We start from the raw sequence: 17170 nt of genomic DNA, 5'->3' as shown, positions 1-17170 counted from the left end.
AATGAATAAATTCTCCCTATTTTGCCGCCGTAACGCTCTTTACCTGGCCTGGTTTGTGTCAGTGGTGGCCGTGGCAGGCAGCCTTTATTTAAGCGAGGTTCTAAAGTATGAGCCCTGTAAGCTCTGCTGGTTCCAGCGCATCTTTATGTATCCTCAGTTATTTCTGCTAGGGATCGCTACGTACCGGGGAGACAAGCGCATTATTCCTTATGTGTTGCCGCTGAGCATTATTGGGGGAAGCATTTCACTGTATCACTATGCAGAACAGAAGATTCCTGCTCTAAGTAAGATTATTCCCTGCACAGTGGGAGTACCTTGTAACAAAGATTATTTGAATTATTTTGGTTTTATCACCATTCCGTTTATGGCGCTTATCGCCTTTACTTTGATCACGATTTTGCTCTGGTTCGGCCGCAAGCCGCTGGAGCAGGAAACAGAAGAAGCATAAGCAAGTACAACCAATAAATATTCCCTGCTGTTTCGTCACAAATAACGTAAAAATGTTATAAAAACACGGGCTGAAGGGATAATAGAAGAGAATGAAAGAGCGGACAGTTCCCGATATAAAATTTGCGGGTTTTGAATGTTTTTTCATTCTTTTTTCATTTTTTTCACCGCTTTACTGGATGCACTTTGTAGACTAATATTAGACCTTGTGAGAAGTTGAATATGCGCTGAATTTTCCTAGGAAAAACGGGGGAACCAATCTTGGCAGAGCGTTGCCAAAGGGGTGAATCGGAACGGGCCTATACGGCCGAACCGTAGGGCTACCACAGCCCGAATCCGCCAGCTAACCTCGTAAGCAAAGGTGGGATAATGACCATGCCCCAGGCATGCGGATCATTTCCGTATGCTTGTTTTTGTGCCTGCATTTATGAAATCCACCCGTGAAAACGGCGCACGGTATGACCGATTCAACTCACAAAGAGAGGAACTGTTTCTACAATGGTAAGCAAAGTAAAACGACTTTTGATCGGACGTCCGATGAAATCCAACGAACTCGATCATGAAAAGTTATCCAAGGTGAAAGCACTGGCTGTTCTGTCTTCAGATGCGCTCTCGTCTGTGGCCTACGGAACGGAACAAATTCTGATTGTACTGGTCGCTGCAGGGTTCACCGCGATCTGGTACTCACTGCCAATTGCACTTGCCGTATTGGGCCTGCTGGCGATTCTGATTTTATCTTACCGGCAGACGATCTTTGCTTATCCACAAGGCGGCGGTGCTTATATCGTAGCTAAGAACAATCTAGGCGTTCCGACCGGGCTTTTGGCTGGCGGCTCTTTGTTAGTGGATTACATTCTAACGGTTGCAGTAAGTGCTTCAGCAGGTACAGATGCGATTACATCGGCTTTTCCAAGCTTGCATGGTCATACCGTTCTTATTGCAGTTACCGTAATTATCATTCTAACGATACTTAATCTACGCGGTGTAACCGAATCCGCATCCTTTATCGCTGTTCCGGTATACCTGTTTGTTATTTCCATTTTCGTCTTAATTATTTCAGGGGTTATAAAATATGCTACGGGCGGTGCTCATGCTCATGTTCCCGAGATCGGGACGGCGGTATCCAATGTCAGCTTGTTCTTGCTCCTGAAGGCGTTTAGCTCCGGCTGTTCAGCATTGACGGGGGTCGAGGCAGTATCTAACGCGATTCCGAACTTTAAAGCGCCTGCTGAGAAAAATGCGGCAAAAACCCTGATGGCCATGGGCATCATTCTGGGGATCATGTTCACGGGCATAACCGTCCTGGCTTACTGGTATGGCATTGTGCCTGACGAGAAAGCTACTGTTGTATCCCAGATCACGGAATCCACCTTTGGACGCGGTGTGCTGTATTTCTTCATTCAAGGGATTACCGCTGTTATATTGTTCCTGGCAGCGAATACCGCTTACTCAGCGTTCCCGCTGCTTGCCTGCATGTTCGCTAAAGACAAATACATGCCGCATGCGTTCATGGTCCGTGGTGACCGGCTCGGTTTCTCGAATGGGATTATTTTCCTCGGTGTGATGTCTGCACTCTTGGTAGCGGCATTTCACGGGAATACAGAAGGATTGATCCCGCTGTATGCTGTCGGTGTGTTCATTCCGTTTACACTGTCGCAGCTCGGCATGATGGTTCGCTGGTATAAATTGAAGCCGACAGGCTGGAAAAGTAAATTTGCTGTCAATACCATCGGCATGCTGACGACATTGACGATTACGCTTATTTTTATCATCACCAAATTCTCCAGTGTGTGGATGGCCTTTATCTTCCTGCCAATTGTAATGTTCGTGTTCTACCGCATACATGGTCACTACATGAATACAGCGGATCAGCTGCGTATCTGTCTCGACAAAGATAAACCAGTTATTAAAGGAAGCACCGTGGTTGTGCCGGTAGCTGGCGTTACTCGTGCCGTTCTGCATTCGCTCAGCTACGCCAAGTCGTTAACGGATAATGTGGTTGCTGTGTACGTCGGCTTTGATGAAGAGGAGATTCACCGGATGGAGCAGAAGTGGGAAGAATGGAATCCGGGTGTGCGGTTGATCGTCCTGCGCTCCAGGTACCGTAGCATTATCCGCCCGCTGCTTAAGTTCATCGATACCGTGGAGTGGAAGACCGCTTCAACGGATCATATCACGATCTTGATTCCGCAGTTCATTACGAAGCATTGGTGGCAGGCTCTGTTGCACAATCAGACCAGTTTTCTGATTCGTTCCTACTTAATGAACCAAAAGGATGTTGTGGTCGCCACAGTACCTTATCATTTGAACAAATAGCTCGGAAGTAGTTGTACTCTATAAGAGAAGTCGCGATGCGGCTTCTTTTTTATTTTGTATTGTTTGTGTCAAAGAGCGCTAACCGTGCAGAATTTTTAATATTTATGTTGACATGGATAATGAGAATCAATATCATTTAAAAGAGTTAAGATAAGAGGGAATGACTCTAGAATATGAGGGAAGTGCATACAAGGGGGATCTTGAATATTTGCATTAAAAAGAAATAAAGCTGGCAGTACAAAGCTGGCGATGGCGAGTTTAGCAGCTCTGATGCTGATCTGGATGGATCTGCTGAAGTTTTTCGTCATTAGGATATTGTACATATTTCATATATTTGCGATAATGAGAATGATTCTTGTTATTACTCATTAACGAGACAAGTCGTTGAACGGCTTCATCTCAGGATTCGAATTCTATAGATTATACCAATATATAGTGGCTGTAATCGGCGCACCTTATTATTTATACTTATTAGTCAAGTCAAGAGCTTAATATACTATGCAAATCCAATAATAACGGGCATCCCCCGAAAAACTACAGGGAGTGAAGATCATGTCAGAACGTTTGAATACAGAACAGCTAAGTATCGGGTACTCGGAAGCCACTATCGTCAAGGGATTGAACTTGACACTTCCAACAGGGAAAATAACAGCGCTGGTTGGGGCTAACGGCTCCGGGAAGTCGACGATTCTAAAGACGATGGCACGGATCATGAAGCCGAAGAGCGGCAGTGTAATGCTGGACGGCAAATCCATTCATAATCTCTCCACCAAAGAAGTAGCTCGTCAGCTGGCGATTTTGCCACAGAATCCAACAGCACCAGACGGACTTACCGTAGCGGAATTGGTCAGCTACGGACGTTATCCGCATCAGAAGGGCTTTGGTACATTGACACCGGAAGATCGTGCGATTATCTCTAATGCGATCACTGAGACCGGTATGGCGGACTTCCATGACCGCCCGATTGATCGTCTCTCCGGGGGACAACGTCAGCGGGCTTGGATTGCCATGGCATTGGCTCAAGAGACAGATATCCTGTTCCTGGATGAACCGACAACGTTCCTTGATATGGCGCATCAATTGGAAGTGCTGCAATTGCTGCAAAAGCTGAATGAAGAGAAGGGCCGTACCATCATCATGGTGGTTCACGATTTGAACCATGCTTCCCGCTACGCTCAGCATATGGTGGCGATCAAGTCCGGTACAGTGATTAGCGAAGGAGCACCCGTTGACGTAATGACCCCACCGGTCTTGCGTGAAGTATTCGGAATCGAGGCCGATATCGTACCTGATCCGCGCACGGGCGTGCCGTTGTGCCTTCCGTATGAGCTTGCAGCCTACAAAGCTGTTGGATTATAGCAGCCTTGAGGCGGAAAAAGGTCATATTGCCATAAAATCATCCATAATATGAATATATGTATAGAAGAACAGGCTCCCGTCATTGACAAGGGAGCCTGTTCGTTGTTAAAGTTGTGGTTGCCTGATCATCTACCCTTATATCTTAAGTAGTGATTAGTTTGGCATATTCGATTGCAGAAGCCTGAATTTCTTCATCTGTAATGGTCATTGCGCCACCGAGAACGAAGTAAGGCTGTAGTTTCGTGCCAATGAGATTGGAAGTAGCTTCAATAGGTCTAAGCAGCTCTTCAATACTGAATTTGTTATACCCGGTTGGTGAATAAGCTTCCTTGTTGCCGCCGGTAGACAATGCAATCTGCAATTCCTTGCCATGCAGCTTATTGCCGTTCTCGCCATAAGCCCAGCCGTAGGTAAGTACGGAATCAAACCATTTTTTTAAAAGCGGCGGTGTGCTGTACCAATAGAAGGGATATTGAAGCACAATGCGGTCATACTGTTCTACCAGCTTCTGCTCACGCTCCACATCAATAGTCTCCGAAGGGTACGTTTCATAAAGATTGTGCACTGTAACATCTGTATTCGCTTTGAGGTATTCCTGCCAGTATTTATTGATCTTGGACTGTTCAAGGTTGGGGTGTGCTACGATAACTAAAGTTGACATGAGTTAACTTCCTTTCCATAATGAAATTAATTTTTAATGGTTGACCTGTAATCATTATAGTTACATGTTTATGTCCCGTCAAGCGGGTTTATTTCTATTCCATCAAAGGGGTATGCAATATGAATATCAGTAAAGTTCAGGACGATCTGCAAGCGCTGGTCACAGCAGGCGTCGTTAAAAGTAATGAAGAATTAAAGGACCGGGTCTTTACCAAAATGGGGGGAAGAGCAGATATACTGGCAGCTCCCGCTACTTATGAGGAAATTCAGAAAATTGTTACATATGCGAATGAGCAGCATATTCCGCTCACGGTACTTGGCAATGGCTCCAATGTCATTATTCGCGACGGGGGAATACGCGGCATTGTGCTGCAGACCTCGGACCTGACAGGCATGGAAGTGCGTGACGGACTGTTGTATGCAGAATGCGGTGCCAAAATTATTGATGTATCGCGCTATGCGTTGGATCAGGGATTGGCGGGTCTAGAGTTTGCTTGCGGTATCCCTGGCACAGTAGGAGGCGCTCTTTATATGAACGCAGGAGCCTACGGTGGTGAGGTCAAAGATGTACTACACAGCGCTGTTGTCTTGAACAAGGCCGGTGAACTGATTACGCTTCAGGGTGACCAAATGCAGTGGGGATACCGGAAGAGCATCTTCTCAAGCGGCGAATACGTTGTTCTGGAGGCACGGTTTGCTCTTCAGCCGGGGGAAGCTACAGCCATCAAGTCGGTTATGGATGAACTGACGTTCCTTAGGGAATCGAAACAGCCGCTGGAATATCCATCATGTGGCAGTGTCTTCAAGCGTCCTCCAGGACGGTTTGCCGGGCAGTTGATCCAGGAAAGCGGGCTTCAGGGAACTCGCATTGGAGGTGCCGAGGTGTCCCGTAAGCACGCTGGTTTTATCGTAAATGTTGATCACGCCACGGCCAGCAACTATATCGGTCTGATCCAGCATGTCAGAGAAATCGTGAAGGATAAATTTGGTGTAGAGCTGGAAACCGAAGTGGAGATTATCGGCGAAGAGTAGTGAAATATGGAATAAGAGGCTGCGGGCAAGTATCCGTAGCCTCTTTGTCGTCCTAATCGAATTAAGCGCTGTTTTCTTGTTACAAAATACATGAGGGTGTTATATAGCCCGAGGTGTCATTCTTTAGACAGGGTGTAATGGGCACGGTCTGTCTTCACCTCTGCGATCTCCGCGTCCGAGCGATTCAGCTGCAGCCCACTGACTGCAATTTCAAAGTTGGCCTGGGGCAAGCGCACCAATTCGCCATCTCTGTTCAAGGTGCTTCCCGAGCCCCTGAGAATCAGTGCACTGTCCAGATAATCATCAATGACATCATCCGCATCACGAAAATCGACGGCTTCCAGCTTGAAATGAATGGTGTCCGTATCGGAAAGCTCCTGCTTCTCAATGACAATTGTCTTGTTCACCTGTGTATTCAGCCAATCCGAGAACTGCTGTACCTGCTGTTCCATAACCTAATCCCATCCTTTACAAGATGATCTATAGGCTATAAGTTACCCTGTTCGCCAAGAATGAATCCGTCATTTTTTCGCTGGCAAAATAGTTTATCACATTAATGATCAATCCATTTAATCATTATATTTTTTATACTTGTCATCCAGCATACCCCATGGTATAGTTCAAGACGCAGTATATCTGTTAAAGAAGAAGTCTGTGCCATGTGCGCAGGAGAGGTTCGCAAACTCCCTCTATAAAAAACTAAGACCCTTAAGGGACGTCAGATGCTATAGCGAATGATGTTCCGCGTATAAACGGGATTGCTCTGTCCATTGGTCGGCACTCGTTTATTCTTAGTAGAGCCAGGTTTTCGAAATCTCGTTCTTCTTTCCAATTCCGGCGTTGGCCGAAGGAAAAGAGAGGGATTTTTTGTCATGTCCGAAGGAAGATTGAAAGATGAAATGAAGGAAGTTACACTGCTGGGCAATCAGGGAACACAATACCAATTTGGCTATGCGCCAGAAGTGCTGGAGTCGTTCGATAACAAGCACCCTGGACGCGATTACTTTGTCAAGTTCAATTGCCCGGAATTCACCAGTCTGTGCCCAGTTACGGGCCAGCCGGATTTTGCGACACTGTACATTTCGTACATCCCGGAGCAAAAAATGGTGGAATCCAAATCGCTGAAGCTGTATTTGTTCAGTTTCCGCAATCATGGGGATTTCCATGAGGATTGCGTCAATATCATCATGAACGATCTCATCAGCCTGATGGACCCACGTTACATTGAAGTCTGGGGAAAATTCACCCCACGTGGAGGCATTTCGATTGATCCTTATTGCAACTGGGGACGTCCGGGAACGAAGTATGAAGCTATGGCGGAGCACCGCCTGCTGAATCATGACCTCTACCCGGAGAAAGTGGATAACCGCTAACCCTATTTTGTAAAAAAAGGAGATTTCGAAAATGAATAACAAAGCATTGGTTGTCTTCAGCGGCGGCCAGGATAGCACGACTTGTCTGATCTGGGCGCTTCAACACTATGATGAAGTCCAGGTAGTCACGTTCAATTATAATCAGCGGCATGCCGCTGAAATTGAAGTGGCACAGCAAATCGCCGCCGATTTTAAAGTGAAGCAACATATTCTCGATTTAGGACTGTTAAATCAGCTGGCACCCAACGCATTGACACGGGAGGATATCGCTATTGAAGATGGAGTGGAGAATGAGCTTCCCAGCACCTTTGTGGATGGACGCAATCTGTTATTCTTATCTTTTGCGGCAATTCTTGCTAAGCAGCTTGGGTACCACCATATCGTGACAGGCGTCTGCCAGACTGATTTCAGCGGATATCCGGATTGCCGTGATATGTTCGTGAAATCGCTGAATGTGACGCTAAATCTGTCTATGGACTACGAATTCGTAATTCATACACCGCTGATGTGGCTGGATAAAAAAGAAACCTGGAAAATGGCCGACGAACTGGGCCACTTTGATTATATCCGTGAGCGCACGCTGACCTGTTACAACGGGATCATTGGAAGCGGCTGCGGGACTTGTCCCGCGTGCTTGCTGCGCAGTCGTGGGCTGACGCAGTATGAAGGGGAGCGAAAGAAGGGTGACTCATGCTGAACGAGGTTTCTGTATGTAAAATCTTCACTTTTGACGCTGCCCACCAGCTTGTCGGCCACAAGGGGAAGTGCAGCAATCTTCACGGCCATACCTACAAGCTGGAGGTCGTTCTGAAAGGCATTCCCTCAGTGCAGGAGGGGCATTCTGACGAAGGCTTCGTTATTGACTTTAGCGAGATCAAGGCAAGGGTGCGGGAGGTGCTGATTGATCGTCTGGATCATGCTTTTCTCGCCACAGGCAATGAACCTGTTCTTGAGTCACTGTACAGCTCTGGCTCCAAAGTCGCACATCTCTCATTCCGCACGACAGCCGAGAATTTGTCAGCCTATGCGGCCTATGAGTTGAAGAAAGCCGGGCTGCCGCTATATTCTGTGAAGCTCTGGGAGACGCCAACGTCATGGGCCGAAGTATTGGCGGAAGATATTCCGCTAGAAGGGCCGTCCTACCGCCGCTATGGGGGGTGTGACTGTGAGTAAGCTACCGGTCATCGAGATCTTTGGTCCGACCATTCAGGGCGAAGGTGCGGTCATCGGGGTGAAAACGATGTTCGTACGCACATACGGCTGTGATTACCGCTGCAGCTGGTGCGACTCGGCTTTTACCTGGGATGGGTCTGCTAAAGACAAGCTCCGCATGCTGGAACCGGAAACGATTGTAGAAGAGTTGATGGTCCTGGCTGACGGCAATTTTGATAGTGTCACAATTTCTGGAGGCAACCCGGCACTAATTGGTGAGGGGATGAAGCATTTCATCGACCTTCTTCATAGAAAAGGCATCCAGGTAGCAATCGAAACGCAAGGGAGCCGGTGGCAGGATTGGTTCTACGATGTGGATGTCTTAACCATCAGTCCGAAGCCGCCAAGCTCGGGAATGAAGACGGATTGGGATGTGCTGGACCGCATTTTGGGAAACATGAGGAATCATGAACGCGCGACACATAACCTGAAGGTCGTGGTCTTTGGAGAGGAAGATTTGGAATATGCCAAATCCGTTCACCGAAGGTATGAGGATGTACAGCTCTTCTTACAACCGGGCAATGAAGACGTTACGGAGGCTGGTGACATCTCGGGAAGGCTTCTAAAGCGCCTGGAATGGCTGTTCAACAAGGTAATCGCCGACCCTGCGTTGAATCGAGTGCGGGTACTACCCCAATTACATGCCTTAATCTGGCATAATAAACAAGGCAAGTAATAGGTTCACTAAAGTCAGGTCCGGTTTCCTCCGTGTGGAGGGGCCGGGCTTTTTTATAGTAGAAAAGAAGATTTTACAATTTTTTATGAATAAAGCATTGCAATTTCCTTAATACCGAGTATAATACTTGGTATACAGAGAGTAAGGAGTCGGTACACATGTCAGTCGATGATTATCTGGATCTTTTAAATTACGCCAAAGCAATTAACGATGGACAGTGGCAGGCTGACATCATCGAGACTTTGAAGAACCTTCCGGCAGCATCCGCTCAGAGTCAAAGAGAAGAAAGTGTCCGGGAATTGTGGGAACAATTTGACGATGTTAATGCAGTATTGGTGGAGTTGTTCAACAAGCTGCGTGAGAATGAGCCTACAGAGGATCAGAATTCGCTGAAAGAGAAGATCTGGGAGCTTAAGCTGGAACGGATCAGACTAGCGAAGGTGATTCAGAGTAAATATATCGGTATTAGATAGTAGGGGAAGAGATACGCAAGAAATAGGTGAACATAAAAAAATGGCATGCAGTTGTCTGCTCTGCCAAGACTAGATGGTCTTCTTGTAAAGTGAATTTTGGGGATTCACTTGATTAAGAAAAATAAATCAGACAATGGAATTACTTAGACATTTGCATTCCTTCACGCATCATGGTCATGCACATTGTCATCATTTCATCGCAGTCTTGCATTTTCTTCATCATCATGTCCATATCCATGTCCATCATGTTCATTTCAGACATCTTTTCCATGCACATCTTCATGGTGTTCATCTTAGCCATCATGTCTTCCATACACATACTCATCATCATTTCCATACACATTTTTTCCATTTTAATTCCGCCTCTCGATTTGGTTTAGTTGCCTACTTAAAATTACTATATTTTACTAGATAATTCAATAGCAAATTGTGAAGATTTCTAGCTTATTCCAGCATTAGACTGGAAAAAGTAAAAGACAGCTCTTTTAAAGGGCTGTCTTTTTGCATGTGTTAAGATAAAAATGATTTTTTTCTAATCCTTCTGATACAAAAAAAGGCTGTTAGCCGTCTTACTTATAGCTGCAGCGGATAAGGAGGTATAAACAATGAATATTCCGGAATCAGAAATATTTCAAAATATATTCTATGAACACTATCCCATTGTAAGGCGTAAGTTGGTTGCGCTGGTCAGAGATGAGGGTGCTGCGGACGATTTGGCACAGGATGTGTTCCTGAGGTTGTATCGTAGTCCGCCAGATGATCCTGCAGCCCTGGGCGCATGGCTCCATAGGGTACTTACCCGGATCGGATATGACTATATGACCAAGAAGGCCAGAGAACGACGGCTGCAGGATAAGCAGGAACTATTCTTAGGCAGTGAAGCTGGTCCCCTGACTGGTGAAGACGCAATGCTCCGTAAGCTGGACCAGGAGGATGTACGGGAATGGTTGGATGAATTGCCGGAGCGTGACCGACAGGTCCTGCTCCTCAAATACTCAGGCTACAGTTATGCAGAAATCGCTGGTGAGCTAGGGGTAAAAGCTCCTGTGGTAGGTACGCTGCTTAACCGGGCTACGACAAGATTGAGGAAAACGGCAGCCAAATCTCAGCCACAAATCGATTAGTGAATTCATTCAGATTAAAGGAGGGTGAAACCGATGACGAAACTTCCCCTGAATAACGACGATAGAGAGAAACAAGCAACGGACGAGGCATGGGCCAGATTGCAAGCCACCCTTGCCGGGGAGCCGATGAACCCCCGCTGGAGTGAATGGGAGTTGACTCAGGCGATAGATGAGGGAGCTGCTGCGATAAGCGTTTTTCCCGGAGTAACAACAGAAGAGACGCTGCAAGACGGGATAAGCGCGGATTCGGATGTCTCGATTGAGAACAAAGTGCCAGCACCTCGCCGGACAATGACCCGTCGTAGCAAATGGGTGACAGTCGCAGCTGGTGTGGTTGCTCTTGCCGTAATACTTGCCACTCCAATTGGCAACACGGCTATGGCTGCGATCCTGAACCAGTTCCGCATGGAGACGGTAACAACGGTCAACGAGAACGAACTGCGGGATATGTTCTACAAGCTTTCTGACACGGACAACTTTCATGAAGCTGTAAATAGTTTTGGAACATTCACAAGTACTCCAGGTACCTTCTACGGTGAAATGTCTCCGGAACAAGTACAGGACAATTTAGGCTATTCTCCTTTAAGTGCAGCACTCCAGAACAACATTCAAAAAACACTATTCGTTTCACCTTCGCAAGATCTTTTACTTGATTTGAATATCGACAAGGTAAATGAAGTTATGAAGCGTCTAGGAGCTGTAAAGCTGCTGCCGGAATCAGTGAATGGCAAGCCGATCACGCTGCATATCCCTGAAAGTGTAAACTACCAATTAGGAGAGAAGAAAACGGACTGGGCAAGCTTACAGCAAATGAAGACGCCGATCTTGACGGTAGATCCTTCTATTGAAGTAGAGGAAGCACTGGAAGCTGTAATCAACTTTCCGTTACTTCCGGATAACCTGAAGCGCAGCCTTGAACAAACCGGGGTTCTGTCAGGTGAAATTCCGATGCCGGTTGTTGTGGGCAACAATAACGAACAGATTGAAGTCGCTGGTGTTAAGGTTATGCTGGAAAAATACATTATGGGTAAGGACACTAATTATTACAACGCTATTTGGGTGAAAGATGGACAGCTGTTCAACTTCAATGGAGGCAACATGTTTAGTAGTAAAGAGACAATGATAGCGAAGCTGCAGGAGCTGATTCAATCATGAGTGTTGCTGCGATCGAAACTAGAGGACTTGGCAAGATGTATGATAACGGCCGTGGCTGCCAAAATGTCACCATTACTGTAGGGAAAGGGGAAGCCTTTGGCTTCCTCGGCCCTAACGGGGCGGGCAAAAGCACGTTTGTCAAAATGCTTGTGGGACTGATTAAGCCAACGAGCGGCACCGCTTCTCTGATGGGACACAGAATCGGTACACTGGAAGCCAAGTCACTGATCGGCTATTTGCCGGAATTGTACCGTTACCAGGAGTGGCTGACAGGCTACGAGGTGGTCAGGCTGCATGCCCGGCTCAGCCGAGTGGAGTCCACTTCCATTGAGAGGAGAGTTCGCGAGGTTCTGGATGAAGTTGGGATCGGCATCCGTAGCCGTGACAAGGTCAAGCACTATTCCAAGGGGATGCAGCAGCGGCTGGGACTGGCCTGTGCTCTGGTGAGTGATCCCGAAATCGTCTTTTTGGACGAGCCCTCTTCAGCTATGGACCCGATTGGACGGAGTGAAGTGCGCAGCATTCTGAAGAGGCTGAAAAGCCAAGGGAAGACGTTATTCCTTAATTCTCATCTTCTGGAGGACGTTGAGCTGCTGTGTGACCAGATGGCGCTGCTGAATAATGGCGTTATCCTGCGGCATGGGAGTGTATCCGAAGTACTTTACAAGCGAATGAGCTGGCTTTTTAAAGTTGGCGGCTATTCGCCTTTTTTGCTGTCCTGGTTGAATGAGACGACCGGATTTGAGATCAGAACAGCCATCCCCGATGAAGTGAAGCGAGGCCAAAATAGCTTTGCTCCAGTGCAAGCAGAGGAGAACAGTGTGGTCTGGCTGGAAGCCGAGCTGGATAGTGAAGAGCAGGTGGGCTGGCTGAATTCGCTGATTACCCAGCAGGGAATGACACTATATGAAGTTTCACGCAAAAAAGAACGTCTGGAAGAATGGTTCGTGAACGCTCTATCAGGGCTTAACCATCGAGGTGAGCGATAATGGGTATCATCATGGGAATGACCTGGAAAGAAATGATTCGCAAGCGGGTTATGGTATTAACAATGTTGATGACCGTTGTCTTTCTACTAGCCTTTTGGTTTGTGGCAGCCAGTCTGGGTAAACACGGAATATCTCCAGAGAGATGGGTAGTAGGTAATACGGAACTACTGATCGCCAAGTTTACCAACGGTACTATAATACTGACGCTAGGATTTTTCTTCGGTTCGTTCGTGTTGGCATTCTTGGCGATTTTCAGTTCGTTCTCAGCTATAGCCGGAGAAGCGGAGCAAGGGGTGCTGCAAGCCTTATTGCCCCGGCCACTCCCGCGCTGGAAATGGTATCTGGGTCGCTGGATGGGTTTTGTTACACTGGGTCTGGGTTATGCCTTGCTCTTATATGTTGCCATAATGTTGATCACGAAATTCCATGCCGCAATACCAATGGAACCTGTGGCATGGATCCTGTCGTTTCTATTGTTTGCATCTGCGGTTCCTATACTGGTGACGGTATCCATGCTGGGTTCGGGTTGGTTCTCCGCGCTGGGGAATGGTGTATTCATGACCATGCTATATGGAGCAGGCTGGCTGGGGGGAATGATTGAAAAGCTGGCGTTCTCTGTTGGTCTGGAGCCTGAGATTATGGATAGACTGAAAAATATGACCGGAATCATTTCACTACTAATGCCGGTAGACGGCATGCAGCGTAAGATGTTATCCGAGCTATTCAATTTAAAAGAGCTGGGGAGCGTAGTTTCTCTGCAAACTGCTGCCTTCGGAATCAACAATTTTGCCAATGTTCCTTCGGGTACTTTTGTTATGTATGCGGCTGGATATACCATTGTGGCCTTAATAGTAGGCCTGTGGATATTTCAGCGCAAAGATCTGTGAGTGAGCGCAATGGACGCAGTAATCCCTCCAATAACAATAGCAGCCCTTTATGGCTTCCGTATGATGGGAAGTCATAAAGGGCGCTTTTGCTTGCCGCGGGGAATCAAATCTTTACACCAAGCTCGATCCAGTCGGAAGACCAGTTGCTGATTTCCCCAAGAATTGGGGCTAGCGCTTGACCTTTGTCCGTAAGCGAATATTCGATTCGTACCGGCATTTCCGGATAGACCTTGCGTTCGATAATTCCCTCATTCTCCATTTCCTTCAGACGGTCGGACAAGACTTTACCGCTGAGGTTCGAAAGACAGTTCTCAATTTCGCCAAAACGACGAGGGCCTGGGATGAGTACGAAAGCAATCAGGGCCACCCACCGTTTGCTCAAAAGATCAACGGCTTTCTCGAAGCGCGGACACATGTCGAAATCATTCATTGGCATCACCTCTGCATTCATTATATCATAAACTTACATAAAGTAATTATAAATATTAAAATATATATTATAACTTGACGAAGTTATATTACAATGGTAAACTAACTTACAAATAGTTACTTGTTTAGTGCAGCCTAATTGCAGCAATATTTTGCTTAACGAACATAATCTATAGATGAACTTAAGGAAGGTGTACTCATGATTAAACCTGATATCATTTCTATTCTGCAAAATAAGATCAAGAAGATTACGATGGATGAGTCCACCAATATATTGGTAGGCCCGATTACGTTGCCAGTTAACCTGGACGGGGAGACGGTAACTTTTAAATGGTATAACTGGATGAAAGTAACCGATGAAGAACTAATTCAAGAAGACAGTCCGGAAGCTACAGAAGCATTGATTAAACGTTTATCTTCTCTGAATCTTGCCGAAGGTCAACAGTCGAGCGTACTGGTCTACGGCGACTTTGAAGGTTCTGAGGATGCGCTAATCCGTATGCACAGTATCTGCCATACCGGGGATATCTTCGGCAGCAAGCGCTGTGATTGCGGCTTCCAGCTGCATCAATCTATGAAAATGATTGTAGAGCATGGCTCAGGCGCTTTGTTCTATCTCGCCAACCATGAAGGTAGAGGTATTGGCCTGTTCAGCAAGGCGATGGCTTATATTTTACAGGAAGAAGGATATGATACGGTAGAGGCTAATCTGGAGCTTGGCTTTGCGGATGATTCCCGGAACTACTCCGATGCCATCAGCGTGCTGCAGCATCTGCGCCACAAACCTGTCACTCTGATTACCAACAATCCGAGAAAGCTCGAAGCCTTGAAGGCAGCGGGAATGAATGCTGTGAAGAGAGTACCGCTCTGGGGCGATGTTTCCTCCTTCAACGAGAAGTATCTGCGCACCAAAGTTACCCGCTCTGGTCATCTAAACGACGATACCAACAGTGAGCTGCGCGACAATATTAGAATCGTCTAATACTAGTATTTTCTAAAGCGGCTTCCAGACACAAACTGGAAGCCGCTTATTTTGGCTAGTGCTTTTCCACGTTGTGCATTATAATATTAATCTGTTCATTCAACTCTTAGCTTAGCGAGGTATATTATGGCTGCCATTCAAGTGCAGGACTTAAGAAAGACATTTAAAGTCCAGAAAAACCGCGAGGGCCTCAAAGGGGCCTTCGCTGATTTATTTAAAAGGGAATACACCGAAGTAACTGCGGTCAAGGACATTTCCTTCACGATTCCTGAAGGGGAAATCTGCGGATATATCGGGGAGAACGGAGCGGGGAAATCCACTACGATCAAGATGCTAACCGGCATTCTTGTGCCGACCTCCGGCGTACTTTCGGTTGGAGGGTTTATTCCTTACGAGGAGCGCGAGAAGTTTGTACGTAATATCGGCGTTGTGTTCGGTCAGCGCAGTCAGCTATGGTGGGATATCGGCGTCATCGAATCGTTCCAACTGCTGCGCAAGGTGTACCGTGTACCGGAAGCTGATTTCAAGAAGCGACTGGACGAGCTGGTGGAACGGCTTGCGCTGCAAGATCTGCTGAATCGTCCGGTGCGCAAGCTTAGTCTGGGACAACGGATGCGCTGTGAGCTTGTGGCGGCGCTGCTGCATAATCCTTCGATCTTGTTCCTCGATGAGCCGACAATTGGACTGGATATTGTTGTGAAATCGGAGATTCGCGACTTCCTCAAGGATATGAACCGTGAGCATGGCACGACCATTCTCTTGACGACACATGACTTGCAGGATATTGAAGCATTGTGCTCACGGGTCATTATGCTGGACGACGGACGAATCATTTATGACGGAGGTCTGGAGGAGCTGAAGCAGCGCTGGGGGACCGGCCGGGAAGTGCTGTTCCAATTCGGAACGGCGACCAAGCTCGGACAGCTTAACCATTGGACGGATGGCATGCCGGTGACCTGGTCTGCAGAGAACGACCTGAATGCCAAAGCGTGGATTCCGCTGGACCTGAACGTATCTGATGTGCTGGGCCGCGTGGTCGGACAGGCTGACATCACAGACATCAAGATCATTGAGACGAATACGGACGATATCGTGCGCAGCATCTACCAGTCCGGCACGGCCGAGAAACCACAAGGGGCGCAGGCCGGGAAAGAGGCTGTTCATGTCTAAAATGCTCGGTGTGGCCGCTTCATCCCCGGGTGGTTCCACCCGCAGGCCCGATTCCGGGGGCAACAGCCGTAAGCTGCTGCTCGGTGCCTATATGGATTTCATTCGCATCCGTTTCCTGACGATGCTGGCTTACCGGGTGAATTACTACTCGGGTATCCTGATTTATACGCTGAATATCGGGGTCAATTATTTTACCTGGAAAGCAATCTACGGCGACGGACAGGCACTTGGTGGCTTTACAGCTGCCCAGATGACCACCTATGTTGCAGTTTCCTGGATGGCGCGTGCGTTTTATTTTAACAACCTAGATAGGGAAATCTCGACAGATATTCGGGATGGCAGCATCGCTATCCAATTCATACGGCCTTATAACTATGTACTGGTCAAAATGATGCAGGGACTCGGAGAGGGAATGTTCCGCTTTATGCTGTTCATGATCCCCGGCATGGCCATTGCCATGCTGCTGTTCCCGGTGAATCTGCCGACAGAGCCGTCTGCCTGGATCGGATTTCTGGTTATGCTGTTCTTCAGCTTCCTGATTAACTCGCAGATTAACGTGATCACCGGTCTGCTAGCCTTCTTCGTGGAAAATAATGAGGGCATGATGCGGATGAAACGTGTTGTCGTCGATCTGTTCTCGGGTCTGATCGTACCGATCAGCTTGTTCCCAGGCTGGCTGTCCTCTGTGCTTGAGGTATTGCCGTTTCAGGCAATCACGTACCTGCCGGGTTCCGTATTCACGGGACGGGTTCAGGGCGTTGGAATATGGAATGTACTGGGAGTACAGGTTCTTTGGTTCCTGCTGCTTCTAATTCCAATTGTCTGGCTATACCATGCGGCGCGGAAGCGTCTGTTCGTGCAGGGAGGTTGAGGAAGCTTGTATTAC

The 17170-nt window shown here is 47.4% G+C and carries 20 protein-coding genes and 2 riboswitches; of the genes, 16 read left to right on the top strand and 4 right to left on the bottom strand.

The features are described 5' to 3' along the window. Position 1: 1 nt before the first annotated feature. From AC3Y23_RS23515 to AC3Y23_RS23505, 3 genes are all read left to right on the top strand, one after another. Complete coding sequence (locus AC3Y23_RS23515; protein ID WP_379203648.1) at positions 2–448, top strand: disulfide oxidoreductase; 447 nt, start codon at positions 2–4, stop codon at positions 446–448. Between the two features lie 214 nt (positions 449–662). Further along, positions 663–820, top strand: a riboswitch (cyclic di-AMP (ydaO/yuaA leader). Between the two features lie 125 nt (positions 821–945). After that, positions 946–2763 carry an APC family permease gene (locus tag AC3Y23_RS23510; protein WP_379203646.1) on the top strand — a complete coding sequence of 606 codons (1818 nt, stop codon included), beginning with the start codon at positions 946–948 and terminating at the stop codon, positions 2761–2763. A 552-nt stretch (positions 2764–3315) separates the two neighbouring features. Then, on the top strand, positions 3316–4122 hold the full coding sequence (locus AC3Y23_RS23505) for an ABC transporter ATP-binding protein (protein ID WP_379203644.1): 807 nt from the start codon (positions 3316–3318) through the stop codon (positions 4120–4122). A gap of 142 nt (positions 4123–4264) precedes the next feature. Here the strand turns inward: AC3Y23_RS23505 and AC3Y23_RS23500 are convergent, their stop codons facing one another. Continuing rightward, positions 4265–4783: an NAD(P)H-dependent oxidoreductase gene (locus tag AC3Y23_RS23500; RefSeq protein WP_379203642.1), complete on the bottom strand. Its 519-nt coding sequence runs from the start codon at positions 4781–4783 to the stop codon at positions 4265–4267. Positions 4784–4902: 119 nt separating this feature from the next. Here AC3Y23_RS23500 and murB point away from each other — a divergent pair, with 119 nt between their 5' ends. Beyond that, complete coding sequence (gene murB / locus AC3Y23_RS23495; RefSeq protein ID WP_379203640.1) at positions 4903–5814, top strand: UDP-N-acetylmuramate dehydrogenase; 912 nt, start codon at positions 4903–4905, stop codon at positions 5812–5814. Between the two features lie 116 nt (positions 5815–5930). Here the strand turns inward: murB and ymzB are convergent, their stop codons facing one another. Continuing rightward, entirely contained in the window at positions 5931–6266 is a 336-nt protein-coding gene (ymzB, locus tag AC3Y23_RS23490) for a protein YmzB (RefSeq protein WP_379203638.1), read from the bottom strand. Between the two features lie 213 nt (positions 6267–6479). Next, a riboswitch (PreQ1 riboswitch) is annotated at positions 6480–6523 on the top strand. 163 nt (positions 6524–6686) lie between these two features. Here ymzB and queF point away from each other — a divergent pair. The 5 genes from queF (at position 6687) to AC3Y23_RS23465 (ending at position 9548) form a co-directional block, all read left to right on the top strand. Next, a complete protein-coding gene (gene queF, locus AC3Y23_RS23485; protein WP_379203636.1) occupies positions 6687–7187 on the top strand; it encodes a preQ(1) synthase in 501 nt (166 codons plus the stop codon). A gap of 31 nt (positions 7188–7218) precedes the next feature. Next, entirely contained in the window at positions 7219–7884 is a 666-nt protein-coding gene (gene queC, locus AC3Y23_RS23480) for a 7-cyano-7-deazaguanine synthase QueC (RefSeq protein WP_379203634.1), read from the top strand. Then, positions 7878–8360: a 6-pyruvoyl trahydropterin synthase family protein gene (locus AC3Y23_RS23475; RefSeq protein ID WP_379203632.1), complete on the top strand. Its 483-nt coding sequence runs from the start codon at positions 7878–7880 to the stop codon at positions 8358–8360. The genes queC and AC3Y23_RS23475 overlap by 7 nt, the downstream gene beginning before the upstream one ends. After that, positions 8353–9075 carry a 7-carboxy-7-deazaguanine synthase QueE gene (gene queE, locus AC3Y23_RS23470; RefSeq protein ID WP_379203630.1) on the top strand — a complete coding sequence of 241 codons (723 nt, stop codon included), beginning with the start codon at positions 8353–8355 and terminating at the stop codon, positions 9073–9075. Before AC3Y23_RS23475 ends, queE begins: the two co-directional genes overlap by 8 nt. Positions 9076–9233: 158 nt before the next feature. Further along, complete coding sequence (locus tag AC3Y23_RS23465; RefSeq protein WP_379203628.1) at positions 9234–9548, top strand: hypothetical protein; 315 nt, start codon at positions 9234–9236, stop codon at positions 9546–9548. Between the two features lie 139 nt (positions 9549–9687). On the opposite strand, the gene AC3Y23_RS23460 is transcribed toward AC3Y23_RS23465, so the two are convergent. Then, on the bottom strand, positions 9688–9900 hold the full coding sequence (locus tag AC3Y23_RS23460; protein ID WP_175370154.1) for a hypothetical protein: 213 nt from the start codon (positions 9898–9900) through the stop codon (positions 9688–9690). Positions 9901–10153: 253 nt separating this feature from the next. Here AC3Y23_RS23460 and AC3Y23_RS23455 point away from each other — a divergent pair, with 253 nt between their 5' ends. Genes AC3Y23_RS23455 through AC3Y23_RS23440 form a run of 4 tightly spaced genes read left to right on the top strand, consistent with a single transcriptional unit; the run spans position 10154 to position 13703 of the window. Then, on the top strand, positions 10154–10672 hold the full coding sequence (locus AC3Y23_RS23455) for a sigma-70 family RNA polymerase sigma factor (protein ID WP_379203625.1): 519 nt from the start codon (positions 10154–10156) through the stop codon (positions 10670–10672). Positions 10673–10705: 33 nt separating this feature from the next. Then, positions 10706–11827, top strand: coding sequence for a hypothetical protein (locus tag AC3Y23_RS23450; RefSeq protein WP_379203623.1), 1122 nt, complete (start codon positions 10706–10708; stop codon positions 11825–11827). Continuing rightward, positions 11824–12816: an ABC transporter ATP-binding protein gene (locus tag AC3Y23_RS23445; RefSeq protein ID WP_379203621.1), complete on the top strand. Its 993-nt coding sequence runs from the start codon at positions 11824–11826 to the stop codon at positions 12814–12816. The genes AC3Y23_RS23450 and AC3Y23_RS23445 overlap by 4 nt, the downstream gene beginning before the upstream one ends. Continuing rightward, positions 12816–13703, top strand: coding sequence for an ABC transporter permease subunit (locus AC3Y23_RS23440; protein ID WP_379203619.1), 888 nt, complete (start codon positions 12816–12818; stop codon positions 13701–13703). Before AC3Y23_RS23445 ends, AC3Y23_RS23440 begins: the two co-directional genes overlap by 1 nt. Positions 13704–13806: 103 nt before the next feature. Here AC3Y23_RS23440 and catR read toward each other — a convergent pair whose 3' ends face one another. Then, on the bottom strand, positions 13807–14133 hold the full coding sequence (gene catR, locus AC3Y23_RS23435) for a catDE operon transcriptional regulator CatR (protein ID WP_379203617.1): 327 nt from the start codon (positions 14131–14133) through the stop codon (positions 13807–13809). A gap of 198 nt (positions 14134–14331) precedes the next feature. On the opposite strand from catR, the gene AC3Y23_RS23430 reads away from it, so the two are divergent. From AC3Y23_RS23430 to AC3Y23_RS23420, 3 genes are all read left to right on the top strand, one after another. After that, entirely contained in the window at positions 14332–15114 is a 783-nt protein-coding gene (locus tag AC3Y23_RS23430) for a GTP cyclohydrolase II (protein WP_379203615.1), read from the top strand. 126 nt (positions 15115–15240) lie between these two features. Continuing rightward, positions 15241–16284, top strand: coding sequence for an ABC transporter ATP-binding protein (locus tag AC3Y23_RS23425; protein ID WP_379203613.1), 1044 nt, complete (start codon positions 15241–15243; stop codon positions 16282–16284). A gap of 76 nt (positions 16285–16360) precedes the next feature. Continuing rightward, complete coding sequence (locus tag AC3Y23_RS23420; RefSeq protein ID WP_379203967.1) at positions 16361–17155, top strand: ABC transporter permease; 795 nt, start codon at positions 16361–16363, stop codon at positions 17153–17155. Positions 17156–17170 lie beyond the last annotated feature (15 nt).

It is taken from the genome of Paenibacillus sp. MAHUQ-45 (assembly GCF_058133325.1).
This window is presented reverse-complemented; position numbering and strand designations above follow the sequence as displayed.